General features: G+C 73.2%; 8 protein-coding genes and 1 riboswitch. Of the genes, 4 read left to right on the forward strand and 4 right to left on the reverse strand.

Annotated features, from left to right (window positions below):
• Nucleotides 1–3: 3 nt before the first annotated feature.
• Nucleotides 4–594, reverse strand: coding sequence for a TetR/AcrR family transcriptional regulator (locus ABT381_RS06855; protein ID WP_351588807.1), 591 nt, complete (start codon nucleotides 592–594; stop codon nucleotides 4–6).
• Between the two features lie 136 nt (nucleotides 595–730).
• Between ABT381_RS06855 and ABT381_RS06860 the strand changes: the two genes are divergently transcribed.
• On the forward strand, nucleotides 731–1,462 hold the full coding sequence (locus ABT381_RS06860; RefSeq protein ID WP_351588810.1) for an SDR family oxidoreductase: 732 nt from the start codon (nucleotides 731–733) through the stop codon (nucleotides 1,460–1,462).
• A 73-nt stretch (nucleotides 1,463–1,535) separates the two neighbouring features.
• Here the strand turns inward: ABT381_RS06860 and ABT381_RS06865 are convergent, their stop codons facing one another.
• Nucleotides 1,536–2,648, reverse strand: coding sequence for an ABC transporter substrate-binding protein (locus ABT381_RS06865; RefSeq protein ID WP_351588813.1), 1,113 nt, complete (start codon nucleotides 2,646–2,648; stop codon nucleotides 1,536–1,538).
• Between the two features lie 329 nt (nucleotides 2,649–2,977).
• Between ABT381_RS06865 and ABT381_RS06870 the strand changes: the two genes are divergently transcribed.
• Both ABT381_RS06870 and metX read left to right on the forward strand, forming a co-directional pair.
• Nucleotides 2,978–4,342, forward strand: a complete 1,365-nt coding sequence (locus ABT381_RS06870) for a bifunctional o-acetylhomoserine/o-acetylserine sulfhydrylase (protein WP_351588816.1) — start codon at nucleotides 2,978–2,980, stop codon at nucleotides 4,340–4,342.
• Nucleotides 4,339–5,496, forward strand: coding sequence for a homoserine O-acetyltransferase MetX (gene metX, locus ABT381_RS06875; protein ID WP_351588833.1), 1,158 nt, complete (start codon nucleotides 4,339–4,341; stop codon nucleotides 5,494–5,496). Before ABT381_RS06870 ends, metX begins: the two co-directional genes overlap by 4 nt.
• A gap of 21 nt (nucleotides 5,497–5,517) precedes the next feature.
• Here metX and ABT381_RS06880 read toward each other — a convergent pair whose 3' ends face one another.
• Nucleotides 5,518–7,710, reverse strand: coding sequence for an FUSC family protein (locus tag ABT381_RS06880; protein WP_351588836.1), 2,193 nt, complete (start codon nucleotides 7,708–7,710; stop codon nucleotides 5,518–5,520).
• 196 nt (nucleotides 7,711–7,906) lie between these two features.
• Nucleotides 7,907–10,237 carry a 5-methyltetrahydropteroyltriglutamate--homocysteine S-methyltransferase gene (gene metE, locus ABT381_RS06885; protein WP_351588819.1) on the reverse strand — a complete coding sequence of 777 codons (2,331 nt, stop codon included), beginning with the start codon at nucleotides 10,235–10,237 and terminating at the stop codon, nucleotides 7,907–7,909.
• A 156-nt stretch (nucleotides 10,238–10,393) separates the two neighbouring features.
• Nucleotides 10,394–10,611, reverse strand: a riboswitch (cobalamin riboswitch).
• Nucleotides 10,612–10,789: 178 nt separating this feature from the next.
• Between metE and ABT381_RS06890 the strand changes: the two genes are divergently transcribed.
• Nucleotides 10,790–17,670 (forward strand): condensation domain-containing protein (locus ABT381_RS06890; protein ID WP_351588821.1); only part of this gene is annotated, 6,881 nt, incomplete at its 3' end.

The following is a 17,670-nucleotide window of genomic DNA, read 5'->3' on the forward strand; positions in this document are numbered from 1 at the left end:
CGGTCAGTCCTCGGGAAGCCGCTGCGGTACGGCTTTCAGTCCGTCCAGGGTGAGGTCGAGGAGGCGTTCGGCTTGCTCTCGCTGCTCGGGCTCGGCCGAGGTGAGGGCGATGCCGGCGAGCGCGGCGAACATGTCGGTCGGGCTGATGTCGGACCGGATCGTCCCGGCGGCGGTACCGGCGTCCATGAGGGAGGAGAGGGCGGCCTGAATCATCTCGTGACTGTCGGCATAGGGGTTGGTTCCCGAAGCGACGACGGCGCGCAGGGCGTCGGCCATGCCGAGTTTGGCGGTGGCGTAGTCGATGAAGCGGCGAGTCCACGCGCGCAGGGCCTCGGACGGCGGCATCGCCGCGAGGAGGCCGGGGACGGCGTCGCACAGCATGGCCACTTCGTTGCGGTACGCCGCCTCGATCAGGGCCTCCCGGGTCGGGAAGTTGCGGTAGAGGGTGCCGGTTCCCACGCCCGCTTCTCTGGCGATGCGCTCGAAGTGCGCGTCGAGTCCCTCCTCGGTGAACACGCGCACCGCGGCGGCCAGGATCTTCTCCCGGTTGCGCTGCGCGTCAGCCCGCAACGGGCGTCCTGCGTCTCGGGCCATCAGCGGCTCTCTCCTCATCACCATTGCTAAGTGGAGGAGCCGCCACTTAGAGTCGGACGAAGTGGCGGCGCCTCCGCTTTCACTGTAGGGCATGGCCCTGGCCTGCCCTCATTCCTCTTCCGGAAGGACGCCCATCATGTCGGGAATCGAAGGCAAGGTCGTGGCGATCACGGGCGCCGGCAGCGGCATCGGCGAGGCGACCGCGCTTCTGCTCGCCGAGCGCGGCGCGAAGATCGTCCTCGGGGCACGCCGTCCGGAGCGTCTTGAGGCCCTGGCCGCCCGCATCGAAAAGGCCGGCGGTGAGGCCGCCTGGGCCCGTACGGATGTGACGCGACGCGGGGACCTCGCCGCCCTCGTCGAGCTGGCACGCGAGCGGTACGGCAAGCTCGACGTCCTCGTCAGCAATGCCGGGGTCGGTCTGCTCTCCCGCCTGGACGACCTGCGCGTCGAGGACTGGGAGGAGATGATCGACGTCAATCTCAAAGGGGTCCTGTACGGGATCGCCGCGGCCCTTCCCGTCTTCCGGGAGCAGGGCTTCGGGCACTTCATCAACACCGTGTCCACCGCCGGACTGCGCATCGTGCCGCTCCAGGCGGTGTACGCCGGTACGAAGAACGCCGTACGCACCATCTCCGAGGGTCTGCGCCAGGAGGCCGGCGACAGCCTGCGCGTGACGGTCGTCTCGCCCGGCGCCGTCCGCACGGACTTCACGGAGCGCATGGATCCGGCCGTGAAGGACCAGGCGGACAAGCTGCTGGAGATCGGTCTTTCGCCGGACGCGGTGGCCCGCGCCATCGCCTTCGCCATCGAGCAGCCGGACGGTGTCGATGTGGGCGACATCGTGGTGCGCCCCACCGCCCAGGGATAGATTGCGCAGCCACGCGGCCCACCCCCGAGGTCCGCCCCCGCGTCCCTGCCGTCGGCCCTTCGTGCTTTCTCTCTCAGCCGGTGTGCAGGGTCCGAAAGCGATCGGGTTCCGCCGGATCTCGATCGACGACTTGGATGGGCGTACTGGCCCATTGCCACACGCTGATGCCCGGCAGGCGGGAGAACCGGATCCGCCCGCGGGTGCCTTCGACCGCAACGCGCGGCCAGGATGCGGCAGTATGCGCCCGGTCCGTGCCGCGAGAACGCAGCACATCAGCGAGGACGGCGACCGTGTCGTAGCCCTCGAAGGCGACGAAGGAGGGCGCTTCGGCCAACTGCTCGCGGAGGGCCGTCTCGACCCGTGCGCCGAGTGGGCCGAGACGCTCGGGTAGATAGCGCAAGAACGGGATCGCGGCACTGTCGTCGCCCAGCGACGTCGCCCATTCGGCGAACTCCGGTTGCCCGGCCGGAGCACCGATCAGGATCCCGGCGAGGCGCTGGTCGCTGCGGACAGCCTTGACGATCGACACCGCCGGCTCCGGGTGGCCGACCAGAAGAAGGAGGGCTGTCGCGCGACTGTCGACGAGTGCGTCGCACGCGGCGGCGGGGGTGAGCGCGCTCATGTCGAGTGCGGTGACGGTGCCGCCGTGTGCGGCGAAATAGTCCCGCAGAATGCGGGTACCGGCTGCCCAGTAGACACTCGGCTGAGCTGCTACGGCGATGCGACGGTGGCCCGCGCCGAGGAGGAAGTCCGCGTAGACCTGCCAGCCGCGGGACTGCGGCGGGGCGAGGCGTGCGACCACATCCGTCGGCTGCTCGGTGAGCGCGTCTAGAACCGCTGAGGAGCAGAGGAAGGGCAGGCCGAGGGCGTCGGCCCTGGCGGCAGCGGCGCGAGCGACGACGCTGTGATACTCGCCCGCCAAGGCGGCCACGCCCAGGCGAGCCAATTCCTCCACGGCCGCCGCGGCCCGCTGCGGATCGGCCGCGGTGTCCCGGACCACCAGCTCGAGCGGTCTTCCGACGATCCCGCCGGCGTCGTTGACCTCGCGAACGCCCAACTCGAGCCCGGCGAGCAGGTGTTGGCCCGCCCCGACCCAGCCGGGCCGAGTCAGCGGAACGAGAGCGCCGATCCGGACGGACGATCCGTCGGTCCGCGCTTCGCCGGGCGGCGATGGTGGCGTATGCATGTGTGGGCGTCCTCCGTATGGCGATCCGGTTGCGGCTTGCCCGGACCGCAGAGTGGCAAAAGCCCGAACTCCCACGCCCCACGGCAGTTGGAGGGCAGCAAGTAACCCCCGCCACTACTTTGCACCATGGGCCGGAGAGGAGACCGGGGGGCTTACATGTCCGCCGCATTGCCGCCGCATGGCCGGTATTGCAGGTTCGTGGCCACCTGCCGGACGGCCTTTCAGGCGAACCGGAAAGCGTTTTACGGTCCTTGGCACCGGTCCATGAACGAGTGCGGCAAGGGCCCTGCCGCCGCCGGTTCCGCCCCCCCGAGCGTGTGAGGCCAGACATGAGCAGCCAGCCCATCGACTCCGTGACCGCAGGACACACCCCGAACGACGGCGCCCGGCAGGACCCCGGCGCCGGCTGGTCGTTCGAGACCCGGCAGATCCACGCGGGCGCCGTGCCCGACCCGGCCACCGGCGCCCGCGCCACGCCCATCTACCAGACGACGTCGTTCGTCTTCCGGGACACCCAGCACGCGGCCGACCTGTTCTCGCTCGCCGAGCCCGGCAACATCTACACCCGGATCCACAACCCCACCCAGGACGTACTGGAGCAGCGGATCGCCGCGCTGGAGGGCGGCGTCGCCGCCGTCGCGCTCGCCTCCGGGCAGGCCGCCGAGACCCTGGCGATCCTGACCCTGGCCGGTGCCGGGGACCACCTCGTCGCCGCCAGCTCCCTCTACGGCGGTACGTACAACCTCTTCCGGCACACCCTCCCGCGGCTCGGCATCGAGGTGTCCTTCGTCGACGACCCGGACGACCTCGACGCGTGGCGGGCCGCCGTCCGCCCCACCACCAAGGCGTTCTTCGCGGAGACGCTGGGCAATCCGCGCGGCAACGTCCTGGACGTGCGCGGCGTCGCCGACGTGGCACACGAGGCGGGGGTGCCGCTGATCGCCGACAACACCGTGCCCACCCCATACCTGCTGCGGCCCATCGAGCACGGCGCGGACATCGTCGTGCACTCCGCGACCAAGTTCCTCGGCGGGCACGGCACCACGATCGGCGGCGTCGTGGTCGACGCCGGCACCTTCGACTTCGGCGCGCACGCCGAGCGGTTCGCGGACTTCCACACGCCCGACCCCAGCTACCACGGCCTGCGGTACTGGCCCGACCTCGGCCCCGGAGCCTTCGCCGCCAAGCTCCGCGTACAGCTGCTGCGCGACCTCGGACCCGCGCTCTCCCCGCACTCCGCCTTCCTGCTGCTGCAGGGCGTCGAGACGCTGAGCCTGCGCCTGGAGCGGCACACCGCCAACGCGCTCGCGCTCGCGGAGTGGCTGGAGCGGCGCGACGAGGTGTCCGTCGTGCACTACCCGGGCCTGCCCTCCAACCGCTGGTACGAGGCGGGGCGGCGCTATCTGCCGCGCGGCGCCGGAGCCGTGCTCGCGTTCGAGCTGCGGGACGGCGTCGAGGCGGGCAAGCGGTTCGTCGACGCGGTCGGCCTCTTCAGCCACCTCGCGAACATCGGCGACGTCCGCAGCCTCATCATCCACCCCGCCTCCACGACGCACAGCCAGCTGGACGAGGAGCAGCTGGCGGCGACGGGCACCGCGCCGGGGCTGGTGCGCCTGTCGGTCGGCCTGGAGAACGCCGATGACCTCAAGGCCGACCTGGAGGCGGGGTTCCGGGCCGCGAAGGCGGCGTCCTGAGCCCGGGCGCAGCGGCGAGCACGGTCTCCCTCCCGCCGGCCACCGGGGCCTGGCGGGAGGGGGACCCGCCAGGCCGCCGCGCCTGGGTGACGCTGCCACGGGCGCTGCCCCTGGAGGCGGGCGGGGCGCTGGAGGGCGTACGGATCGCGTACGAGACCTGGGGGCGGCTCGCACCGGACGCCGGCAACGCCGTGCTGCTGCTGCACGCGCTGACGGGCGACAGTCACGCCGCCGGGCCGGCCGGTCCGGGGCACCCGACCGCGGGCTGGTGGGACGCGCTGATCGGGCCCGGCGCGCCGCTGGACACCAGTCGCTGGTACGTCGTCGCGCCGAACGTACTGGGCGGCTGCCAGGGCAGTACCGGCCCGGCCTCCCTCCGTACCGCCACCGAGCGGTGGGGGCCGGACTTCCCGTACCTGACCCAGCGCGACCAGGTGGCCGCCGAGGCCGCGCTCGCCGACGCGCTGGGCATCCGGCGCTGGGCCGCGGTCATCGGCGGCTCCATGGGCGGGATGCGCGCGCTGGAGTGGGCCGTCGGCCGCCCGGAGCGCACGGGCGCGCTGCTCGCGCTCGCCTGCCCCGCCGCGTCCTCCGCCGAACAGATCGCCTGGGGCACGATCCAGACCGCCGCGATCCGTGCCGATCCAGGATGGCGGGACGGGCGGTACCACGACGCGCCACCGGGCGGCGGCCCGCACCACGGCCTCGGCGTCGCGCGCCGCATCGCCCATGTGACGTACCGCAGCGAGCCGGAGCTGGCAGCGCGCTTCGGACAGACGCCGCAGCCCGGCGAAGACCCCTGGCAGGGCGGGCGGTACCAGGTCGCCTCCTACCTCGACCACCACGCGTCGAAGCTGGTCCGCCGCTTCGACGCGGGCAGCTACGTCACGCTGGTCGACGCGATGAACGGCCACGACGTCGGGCGCGGCCGGGGCGGCACGGCGGCCGCGCTGCGCCGGGCCCGGATGCCGGCGCTGGTCGCGGGCGTCGACTCCGACCGGCTCTACCCGCTCGCCCAGCAGGCGGAGCTGGCGGCCGCCCTGCCCGATGCCGACCGGCTCCGCACCATCGAGTCGCCGTACGGCCACGACGGCTTCCTCATCGAGACGGAGCAGGTGGGGGCACTGGTGAGGGAGCTGCTGAGCCGGGCGTGACGGCGGCGGGCCGGGGAGCTCTCAGCCGGTCGTGCCCACATTGCGGCCCGACACCGGGACCTCCAGCGGCCGGGCGAGGCCGATCACGCCCTCGTCGAGGCGCTGGAGGTGACGCAGGACGCGGAAGGTCACCGTGCCCGAGGGCAGCGCGTTCGTGCCGTTCGCCTCCAGTACCGAGGCGATGCTCGCGCCGGAGGAGACCTCGCCGCGGGTGCTCTCGTCCACCACGCGCGCGACGATGATGTCGATGTTCCGGGCGATGCGCCGGCCGGCCCGCTCCAGCCGCGGGTCGGCCGCGACGTTCTTGCTGTACGGCACGAGCTCGGCCGTCGCCGCCAGCGAACGGGCGTGGTACGCGCAGGTCTCCAGCAGCGCCACCAGATAGCGGGCGGTCTGCCGGCGCCCCCGCAGCGGCGTGATCGGATGCGTCAGCGGCTGCGTGGAGGCACGCAGATCGTCCAGCGCCGAGTCCAGGTCGCGCGCCTTGTCCAGCAGGTCGGCGGCGGGACCGCCACTCAGCTGCGCTACCGCGGCCGTCACCACGTCGCTCAGCCGCTCCAGCACCGTGCCCAGCAGCTCGTCCGTGCGGCGGTCGGTGTGCACCGGCAGCACCAGCACGGCGGCGATGATCCCGCAGGCCGCGCCGAGCGCCGTCTCCTCGATGCGCAGCACCAGCACGGCCAGGCTGTAGGTGTTCAGCAGCGTGTAGAGCAGGCCCAGCATCGCGGTGACGCAGAAGGACATCAGCGCGTACGACAGCGGCGCTGTGAAGAACATCCCGAAGATGAAGAGCAGTACGAGGGCGAACGCGAGCCAGGTCTGGTTGCCGACCAGCCCGGCGAGTGCGACACCGGCGACCACGCCGAGGATCGTGCCCACCAGCCGGCGGTACCCCTTGACCAGGATCTCGCCCGTCGACGCGGTGTTGAGGAAGACCACCCAGCAGGTCAGCACCGCCCAGTACCAGCGCTGGCTGGAGAGGAACTCGCCGCCGATGATGGCCAGCGTCGAGCCCACCGCGACCTGGAAGGCGGCCCGGGTGGTGGGCCGCTTCAGCCCGGTGCGCTCGTCGGCCTCCTGCTCCTCCGACGCGCCCTCGAGACTGCCCATCGCGACGTCCTCGGCGTCGAACTCCTCGCGGGAGCGGGCCGTCGCGGGCGTGTCGTCGGACGCGTCCTGCGGCCCGTCCAGCGCCAGCCGCAGACCCAGCACGGCGCGCGCGGCCTCACCGATGCCGCGGAAGACGTCCTGGACGGCGGGGGAGGCGGCCGGCAGCTTGTCCTCGTCGCGGTAGCCGAGCAGCCGGTTCCGTACGTGGGCCAGGGCCATGCCGCGGTCGTCGGCACCGCGGCGCGCGATCAGCAGATGCAGTGCGCCCAGGTCCCGGCGCAGGGTGCGGGTCTCGGCGTCCTCGCCCGGCGCGCGGTCGGCGGCGACCGGCACCGGCGCGTGCGGCAGGTGCATCGTGATCGTGTCGGCACGCTCGGCGCTGCGCGCGTTCAGCAGGATCACGCCCAGCCGCTCGGCGGCGATCTCGGCGTCCGCGATGCGGCGCTGCAGCCGCGCCGCCGTGGCCTCGTCCCGGGTCCCCTCCTCCAGCCGGCCCTGGATCATCAGGGCCGCCTCGTGCAGCCGGGCCGTGCGCCGCCGCAGCGTGTCCAGGACCTTGTCCAGGTCGTCGGGGCCGGCGTCCAGCAGCTCGAGCTGGGCCGCCAGCAGCTGCGCGAGCCGCGCCCGGAACGCCTCGCGGAGCCGCCCCAGGGTGCGCTGGGGCGTCTCCGGTACGACGGCGAAACGGACGACGGCGCTGCACGCGAACGCGACGGCCAGCGTCAGATACAGCTCCGGCAGCGCGCCGACGGTGGCCTGGACGAACAGCGAGACGAAGTAGACCTGGAAGCCCATCAGGCCGAGGGCCGTGCCGCGGTCGCCGAACCGCCGCCCGTACACCGCGCCGAAGATCAGCAGCACGAAGAAGACGTCACCGGCGATGATCCGGGTGTGCAGCAGCGCACCCAGCGACATCGCGGCGAGGGCGACGGGCAGGCCGCACGCGAGCGTGACGGCCTGGCCGCGCACCTCCTTCTCCTTGATCGCGAAGGTGGCGACCATGGCCGCCATGGCGCCCGCGACCATGTGCGTGACGTCCGTACCGAGCAGCGCGAGGACGGCGAGGGCCAGCACGATCGCGCCGACCGTCCGCAGCCCCGCCATCAGCCGCAGCAGTCCCGGGTCGGACGCCGCGAAGCGGTCCCAGGTGCGGATGGAGGCCCGCCGTGTCGCTGCTATCACGCTGCCGTACTCTCCCGAAGCTCGCCATGATCCATGGAGGCCCCAGCATCCCACGAGTCACGCCCCGGTACCGAGGTCGGTGCGCGCATCGCTGAGTCCGGCAGCGCCCTCGAAGGCGTCAGGCGGTGTCCTCCCGCGCCGTGCGCGTCCGGCGGACGCGATGGGCCGCCGCGACCAGGTTCTCCAGTGAGGTGCGCGTCTCCGGCCAGCCCCGGGTCTTCAGGCCGCAGTCGGGGTTGATCCACAGCCGCTCCGCGGGGACGGCCGTCAGCGCCGCGCGGATCAGGGCCTCGATCTCGTCGGTGTCCGGGACGCGCGGTGAGTGGATGTCGTACACACCCGGGCCGACCTCGCGCGGATAACCGGCGGCGGCCAGCTCACCGGCCACCCGCATGTGGGAACGGGCCGCCTCCAGGCTGATCACGTCGGCGTCGAGGTCGTCGATGGCCGGGAGAATGTCGCCGAATTCCGCGTAGCACATGTGCGTATGGATCTGGGTGTCGGGGCGCACGCCGCCGGTGGCGAGCCGGAACGCCTCGGTGGCCCAGGCCAGATAGGCGGCGTGGTCGGCGGCGCGCAGCGGGAGCGTCTCGCGCAGCGCCGGCTCGTCCACCTGGACAACCGAGGTGCCCGCCGCCTCCAGGTCGGCCACCTCGTCGCGCAGCGCCAGCGCGACCTGGCGCGCGGTGTCGGCGAGCGGCTGGTCGTCGCGGACGAAGGACCAGGCGAGCATCGTGACGGGACCGGTGAGCATGCCCTTGACCGGCCGCCCGGTGAGCGACTGCGCGTACCGGGTCCAGCGCACCGTCATCGGCTCCGGGCGGGAGACGTCGCCGGCCAGCACCGGCGGGCGGACGTAGCGGGTGCCGTAGGACTGGACCCAGCCGTGCCGGGTGGCGAGGTAGCCGGTCAGCCGCTCGGCGAAGTGCTGCACCATGTCGTTGCGTTCCGGCTCGCCGTGCACCAGGACGTCGAGCCCGGCCTTCTCCTGGTACGCGACGACCTCGCGGATCTCCGCCGCGATCCGCTCCTCGTACGCGTCCTCGTCGATCCGGCCCGCGCGCAGATCGGCGCGTGCGGTGCGCAGCGCGGACGTCTGCGGGAAGGAGCCGATGGTGGTGGTCGGCAGCGGCGGCAGGCCGAGGTGGGCGCGCTGGGCCGCGGACCGCTCGGGGTAGGGCTGGGAGCGCCGGCAGTCGGCGGCGGTGACGGCCGCGGCGCGGGCGCGCACGGCGGGGTCGTGGGTGAGCGCGGCGCCGGTACGGGAGGCGAGGTCGGCGCGGTTGGCGGCCAGTTCGGCGGCGATGATGCCGGTGCCGTGCGTCAGCCCGCGGGCCAGGGTGACCAGCTCGGCGGTCTTCTGCCGGGCGAAGGCGAGCCAGCGGGCGATCTGCGGGTCGATGTCGCGCTCGGCGGCCGCGTCCAGCGGGACGTGCAGCAGCGAGCAGGAGGCCGCCACGTCCACCCGGTCGGCGAGGCCCAGCAGGGTGCCGAGGGTGGCGAGTGACTTCCCGTGGTCGTCGATCCACACGTTGCGGCCGTTGACGACGCCCGCGATCAGCCGCTTGCCGGGCAGGCCGCCGGCCGCCGCCAGGTCGTCCAGATTGCCGGCCGCGGCCTCGGTGAAGTCCAGCGCCAGCCCCTCGACGGGGGCCTTGGCCAGTACCGGCAGGGCCTCGCCGAGACGTCCGAAGTAGGTCGCGACCAGGAGCTGCGGGCGGTCGGTGAGGGCGCCGAGGTCGCGGTAGGCGCGGGCCGCGGCGTTCAGTTCGGCCGGGGTGCGGTCCTGCACGAGCGCCGGTTCGTCCAGCTGGACCCACTCGGCACCGGCGGCGCGCAGGTCGGCGAGGACCTCGGCGTAGACGGGCAGCAGCCGGTCGAGCAGGGTCAGCGGCTCGAAGCCGGGGTCCACGCCGGGGGCCGGCTTGGCGAGCAGGAGATAGGTGACCGGGCCGACCAGGACGGGGCGTGCGGTGTGGCCGAGCGCGCGGGCCTCGCTCAGCTCCGCGACCTGCTTGCGGGAGTCGGCGGCGAAGACGGTGTCGGGGCCCAGCTCCGGCACCAGGTAGTGGTAGTTGGTGTCGAACCACTTGGTCATCTCCAGCGGCGCCGCGTCCTGCGTGCCGCGGGCCATGGCGAAGTACCCGTCCAGGGCGTCCGTTTCGACGGCGGCGCGGTGCCGGCGGGGGATCGCGCCGACCATGACGCTGGTGTCCAGCACGTGGTCGTAGTACGAGAAGTCGCCGGTCGGTACCTCGTGCAGGCCCGCCTCGGCCAGCTGCCCCCAGACGGAGCGGCGCAGTCCCGCGGCGGTCTCCCGGAGCGCGTCGGCGGTGACGCGGCCCTTCCAGTACCCCTCGACCGCCTTCTTCAGTTCCCGGTCCGGCCCCTGCCGGGGATAGCCGTACACGGTGGCCCGTACGGCCGTGGCGGTGTTCTTGCTGGTCACGTTGCTCTCCTTCGCGAGCGTGTCTCCGAGCGCCCGGCGACGGGCGAGAGCGCGAAGGGAGTGCACAGCGGACGGGACGCCACGCACTCGTGTGCCGCGTCCCTGCTGTACGCCGACCCGCCCTCGAGGTCACCGGAAGGACCGCACACGACGGGGGCCGCGTGCGGGCAACGGGCAGGTCTTCGGACTCACGAGCACGTCCACCCGAAGGTAGACACCTACTGGCCGTCGCTTCCCGGACCCGGTCGGATCCAGTGCGTATGACGGCGGTCGTTCCCGCTCACCGCTGCGGGGCAGTCCCGGATTCCCACCGGGTTCCCTCTTACGACGCGCCTGCCTGGCGGACAGGGCGAACCAGCTGCAGCGATCAGGTTATGCCCTGTCGCCGTCCACGTGCCATCCCCCGCTGTGTGCGTACGCCGTGCCGAGTGTCGTCGGGCAGCCCCGCGCGGAACAGGTCGGGGGTATCGGGCCGACTGTCCGACAAGCTGACCTGACGTGTCGTCAGGCAGAGTGCCGAGATGTGCCGCACGCGCCCCTTATCGTGCGCTTATGAGTCAAATGCCTGATTCCGCCCGTGACCGGATCGCCATCATCGGCATCGGCTGCCGCCTGCCCGGCCACGCCAACGACCACCGGGCGTTCTGGCGGAACCTGGCCGAGGGCCGGGACTGCATCGTCCCGACCCCGGCCGACCGGTACGACGTCACCACCCTGGGCAGCCGGGACCGGGCCAAGCCCGGGCGGCTGGTCGGCGGCCGCGGCGGGTACATCGACGGCTTCGACGAATTCGACCCGGCGTTCTTCGGCATCAGCCCGCGCGAGGCCGCCCACCTCGACCCGCAGCAGCGCAAGCTCCTGGAGGTCTCCTGGGAGGCCCTGGAGGACGGCGGCCAGCGCCCGGCCGGCCTGGCGGGCCGCGACATCGGCGTGTTCATCGGCGCGTTCACGCTGGACTACAAGATCCTGCACTTCGCCGACCCGGACTTCCTGGCGGCACACACCGCGACCGGCACCATGATGACGATGGTGTCGAACCGCGTCTCGCACGCCTTCGACTTCCGCGGCCCCAGCGTCTCCCTCGACACCGCCTGCAGCTCCTCCCTCGTCGCCCTGCACCTCGCCCGGCAGAGCCTGCTGCGCGGCGAGACCGACCTCGCGCTGGCCGGCGGCACACTGCTGCACAGCGCGCCGCAGTACACCATCGCCGAGACCAAGGGCGGCTTCCTCTCCGTCGACGGCCGGTCGCGCGCCTTCGACGCGGCGGCCGACGGCTACGTACGTGCCGAGGGCGTCGCCGTCGTGGCACTGAAACGGCTGGCCGACGCGGTGCGCGACGGCGACCCGGTGCACGCCGTGGTGCTCGGCAGCGGGGTGAACCAGGACGGGCGGACCAACGGCATCACCGTGCCGCGCGAGGACGCCCAGGTGGACCTCGTACGGAAGGTGTGCGCCGAGGCGGGCGTCGCGCCCGGCAGCCTGCAGTACGTCGAGGCACACGGTACTTCCACGCCCGTCGGCGATCCGATCGAGGCCCGGGCGCTCGGCCGCGTCCTGTCCGCGGGCCGCCCGCCCGGCGCCCCGTGCTACGTGGGCTCGGTCAAGACCAACATCGGGCACACCGAGGCCGCCGCCGGCATCGCGGGGCTGATCAAGACCGTGCTGTCCCTGAAGCACGGGAAGATCCCGCCGCACCTCAACCTGGAGCGGCTCAACCCGGCCCTCGACGCGGCCACGCTGCCCTTCGAGATCCCGGACCGGCTGGTCGACTGGCCCGCGCACGACGGGCCGGCCCGGGCCGGCGTCAACTCCTTCGGCTTCGGCGGCACCAACGCCCACGTACTGCTGGAAGAAGCACCGGCCCCCGAGGCGGCCCCGCGGCCCGAACCGCCGCAGCGCAGCCGTACGATCCTGCCGCTGAGCGCACGCCACCCGGACGGCCTGCGCGCACTCGCCGCCGGTCTCCGCGCCGAGCTCTCCGGCGCGCACGGCACGCCGCCCGATCTCGCCGATGTCGGCCACACCCTCGCCCACCGCCGCGAACACCATGCGCACCGGCTCGCGGTGACGTACTCACCGGCGGCGCCCGACTCGCTGGACGAGGCGCTGGCCGCGTACGAGCGGGGCGAGCAGCATCCGGGTGTCGTCACGGGCCACTGCCGCGAGCGCGAACGCCGGGGCGCGGCCTGGGTGTTCACCGGTATGGGGCCGCAGTGGTGGGGCATGGGCCGCCGGCTGCTGACGGCCGAACCGGTGTACCGCGCGGCCGTCGAGGCGTGCGACCGCGAGATCCGTGCGCAGGCCGGCTGGTCCCTGCTGGACGAACTCGCCAAGGACGAGGCCGCGTCGAGGATGGGGGAGACCTGGCTCGCGCAGCCGGCCAACTTCGCGCTCCAGACCGGCATTTCCGCGCTCTGGCGCAGCCACGGCGTCCGGCCCGACGCCGTGGTCGGCCACAGCACCGGCGAGGTCGCCGCGTGCTACGAAGCCGGGGTCTACACCCTGTCGGACGCCGTCAAGGTCATCCTGCACCGCAGCCGACTCCAGCACCGGCTGGCCGGCACCGGCACGATGCTCGCCGTCGGGCTGACCGAGGCCGAAGCGGCACGCCGCGTCCGCCCGCTGCGCGACCGGGTGTCGGTCGCGGCGGTCAACAGCCCCCACGGCGTGACCCTTTCCGGAGACGCGGACGCACTTCGCGGACTCGCCTCCGACCTGGAACGGGACCAGATCTTCGCCCGCTTCCTGGCGGTCGACGTCCCGTACCACAGCGTGCGGATGGACCCGATCAGGGAGGAGCTGCTGGCGGCGCTGGCGGACCTCAAGCCGCGCCCGCCGGAGCTACCGCTGTACCTGACGGCACGCCAGGAAGCCGTGGCCGGAGGCGGGTTGAACGCCGCGTACTGGTGGGAGAACGTCCGCGAGCCGGTCCGCTTCCGGGCGGCCGTCGACCGGCTCGCCGAGGACGGCCACCGCCTCTTCCTGGAAATCGGGCCGCACCCGGTCCTGGGCCACTCGATCGCCGAGTGTTTGGAGGGGAAGGGCACCGAAGGCCGGACGCTGGCCTCGATGCACCGCCAGGAGGACGACGTCGAACGGTTCCACCGCACCCTGGCCGAACTGCACACGCTCGGCGTGGAGTTGGACTGGGGCGCCCTCCAGCCGGGCGGCCGGGTGGTCCCGCTGCCCCGCTACCCCTGGCGCCGGGACCGGTACTGGGCCGAGCCCGAGGGCATCGCGCAGCTCCGGCTCGGCCGCCTCGACCACCCGCTGCTGGGCCGCCGCACCACACACCCCCGGCCCACCTGGGAGGCCCGGCTCGACACCGAACAGCTGCCGTACCTGGCGGACCACCGCATCCAGGGCAACACCGTCTTCCCCGCCGCGGGCTATCTGGAGATGGCGGCGCAGGCGGTACGGGCGCTGACCGGCGGCGGCCCGGCGGTGCTGGCCGACATCCGGCTGGCCAAGGCGCTCTTCCTCGACGACGCGCGGCCGACGGCGGTCCAGTTCTCCTTCGACCCGGACAGCGCGGGCTTCACCGTCGCGACGGGCGCTGCCGACCCCGCCGTGCACGCCACCGGCGTCGTCCGCACGGGCCAGCGCCGCGGCCCCGGCCCCGCTCTCGACCCGGACGCGGTCCGCTCCCGCACCAGCCGCCGGCTGTCCGGCCCCGAGACGTACGCGGCACTGGCCGAGCAGGGGTACGAGTACGGCCCGGCGTTCCAAGGCATCGAGGAGGTCTGGACCGGACCCGGCGAGGCGCTGGCCCGGATCCGGCCGCCGGCCGGGCTCACCGGCGGCGCGGCGGACAGCCACTGCCACCCGGCCCTGCTCGACGCCGCCTTCCAGACGCTGCTGACGACCCAACTGACGTCCGTATCGGCCGAGGACGACCGCGCGTCCGGCGGCATCCGCCTGCCGCTCGCGATCGCCGAGGTACGCCTCGACCCGGTCGGCGACCGTCCCTTCTGGGTGCACGCCACCCTCACCGGTCAGGACGCCGACGAGATCACCGGCGATCTCGCGCTGTACACGGAGGACGGCGCGCCGCTGGGCCGGATCACCGGCTTCCGCGCGGCGGACGTCGAACGTGCCTCCGCCTCGGTCGGCCTGAGCACGATCGACAACTGGCTGGCCGAGGTCGTCTGGACCGACGCCGACAGCCTTCCGGAGGATGCGGACGGCCTCGGCGATCTGCTGATCCTCGCCGACGCGGGCCCCCTCGCCGAGCGGCTGGCCGGGTTCGCACGCGCCCGCGGCGGACGCTGCCACCTGGTGCGCCCCGGTACGAGGTATGCGCACGGCCCGGAGGAATCCACGGTCCGGCCCGATTCGGCCGAGGACCTGACCCGCCTCTTCGCCGACCTCGACGCTTCCTTCGACGCCGTCGTGCACCTCTGGAACCTGGACCTGCCACCGCTGGACGAGGTCACCCGTACGGAACTGGCCCGGTGCACCGGCCTCGGCGCGTACTCGCTGGTCCGCCTCGCGCAGGTGTTGCCGGACGCGCAGCCCGGCGCCCGGCTGTACATCGTCACCCGCGGCACTCAGGCCGTGGCCGCCGGCGACCCCGTCGAACCGCTGGGCGCGGCGGCCTGGGGCCTCGGCAGGGTTCTGTGGCAGCAGGAACTCACCGCGCAGCGCGGCAAGTTGATCGACCTCCCGGCCGAGCCCGCCGAGGGGGAGGCCGAGGCACTCTGGCGCGAGCTCGCCACCGGGGGCGGCCGAGCCACCACCGACGACGAGGAGATCGCACTGCGCGACGGCCAACGTCGCACCAGCCGGCTCCGCCCGCCCGCCGGTCTCACCCGCCCGCTGCCGCTGCGGCTCCGCCCCGATGCGGACTACCTCGTGACCGGCGCGTTCGGCGCGCTCGGCCAAGTGCTCTGCCGCACTCTCGTGGAACGCGGCGCCCGCCGGCTGATCCTCGTGGGCAGGACCCCGCTGCCCGACCGCACGGAGTGGCACCGCGTCGACCCCGACAGCCCCGCCGGGCAGCGGATCGCCTTCCTCAAGGAGCTGGAGGCGCTCGGTGCCCAGCCGGTCCCGGCCCCGCTGGACATCACCGACGAGGCGGCGCTGACCGACTGGCTGGCCGACCGCCGAGGCCGCCAACTCCAGCCTATCCGAGGGGTGTTCCACCTGGCCGGAGAGGTCAGGGACGCGTTGGTGCCGGCGATGGACCGGGCGGCGTTCGAGGCCGGGTACGGTCCCAAGGTGGCCGGCGGCTGGCTGCTCCACCATCACCTGCGCGACGAACCGCTCGACCACTTCGTCCTCTTCGGCTCCATCGCGGCTCTGCTGACCACGGCCGGGCAGACCAACTACGCGGCCGGCAACGCCTTCCTGGACGCGCTCGCCCACCACCGCAGGGCCCGCGGCCTGCCCGCGCTCAGCCTGGCCTGGGGCCCCTGGGACGCCGGCATGATCGAGGAGCGTGGCCTCGCGGAGCACTACCGCACGGCACGCGGCATGAGCCCGCTCTCGCCCGCCGCCGGCATGGCCGTACTGGAGCGCACCATCGGCCAGGAGCGAGCCCAGCTCGCCGTCGCCACCGTGACCGACTGGCGGACCGCCACCGCCTGGTACGCAACGCCGCCCCCGCTCGTCGCCGACCTCGCGGCGGCCGCCGCCGACGCCCCGGCGACCGCCGCGCGCGGCACGTTCCTGGACGCCTTCCACGCGGCCGAGGGCGAGGAGGCCCGCCGCCACCTGATCACGCAACGTTTCGGCGAGCTGGTCGCCGCCGTACTGGGCGTGCCGCAGGACCGCGTCGACCCGGCGGCCGGGCTGCTCGCGCTGGGCCTGGACTCCCTGCTGGCGATGGAGCTGCGCGCCAGGACCGGCACCGAGCTGGGCGTCACACTCCCGGTGGTGGCACTCCTCAGCGGCGAACCGGTCGACGCGCTGACCAACCGGCTGTACGACGGGCTGCTGGCGGCCGGCGAGTCCGAGGCCGCGCCCGCGATCGAGCAGCACACCGAAGAACAGCGCACCGGAGATCAGCGCCCCGAAGCGGAGCATCCCGAAGAGGAACAGCAGTACCCCCTCACCTACAACCAGAAGGCGCTGTGGTTCCTCCGGGAGCTCGACCCGGATGCGCACGCCTACAACATCGGCGGCGCGATGGTGGTGCACGGCGAGCTCGACCCGGAGCTGGTCCGCACCGCCTTCCGCCTCCTGGTGGAGCGGCACCCGTGCCTCCGCACCACCTTCGTCGCGGAGCAGGGGCGGCCCGTGCAGCGCGTCTCCCCGGAGGCGCGGGCCGACACGGCCGTGTTCGACGTACAGGGCGAGGACTGGGACGCCGTACGCGAGCGGCTGGTCCATGAGTACCGCAGGCCGTACGACCTGACGCGTGACCCGCTGGTCCGGCTCCGCCTCTTCAAGCTCGCGCCGGACCGGTGGGTGGTCCTCAAGGCCGTCCACCACATCGTCTCCGACGCCCACTCCATCTTCACCTTCGTCGAGGAGCTGTTCACCCTCTACGACGCACTGCGACACGGCAGACCCGCCGAGCTCCCGCCGCTGCCGGCCCGGTACCTGGACTTCCTCGACCGGCAGCACAGCCTGCTCGCCGGGCCCGAGGCACAGCACATGCTCGACTACTGGCGGGCGCACCTGCCCGCGCGGATCCCGGACCTGGAGCTGCCCACCGACAAGCCCCGTCCCGCGGTGGCCACCCACCACGGCGCCTCCGAGTTCTTCGAGATCGACGCCGAACTCGGCGCACGGGTGCACGCGTTGTCGCGCCGCCACGACGTCACGCCCTTCATGGTCCTGCTGAGCGCGTACTACCTGCTGCTGCACCGCTACTCGGGCCAGGACGACATCGTCGTCGGCAGCCCCGTCAGCGGCCGCACCCACCCGGAAGACGCCCCGGTCTACGGCTACTTCGTCAATCCGCTGCCGCTGCACGTCAGCCTGGCCGGCGACCCTTCGGTGGGTGAACTGCTGGCCCGTACCCGCGACACCGTGCTGGGCGGCCTGGACCACCAGGAGTACCCGTTCGTCCTCCTGGTCGAGAAGCTGGGGCTGCCGCACGACGCCAGCCGCTCCGCCGTGTTCCAGGCGATGTTCGTCCTGCTCACCCACCAGCTCGGCGAAGAACTGGCCGGGCACCGAGTGGAGAAAATCCAACTGCCGGAGCAAGAAGGGCAGTTCGAGCTGACGCTAGCCGCCTACGAGGAGCCCGCGAGCGGGCGCTTCACGTGTGCTTTGAAGTACAACACCGACCTGTTCCACGCGGCGACGGCCCGTCGGCTGGCCGGGCACTACCTGAACCTGCTGGACGCGCTGACCCGCGTCCCCGCCGAGGCGCCGGCCGGCCGGCTGCCCCTGCTCGGCCCCGAGGAGCGCGACCGCATCCTCACCCGGTGGAGCGGGTCCGGCCGGACGGCGGACCACGACGTGCCGGTGCCCGACCTCAT

Source organism: Streptomyces sp. NPDC000151 (genome assembly GCF_040301705.1).
GTDB lineage: Bacteria > Actinomycetota > Actinomycetes > Streptomycetales > Streptomycetaceae > Streptomyces.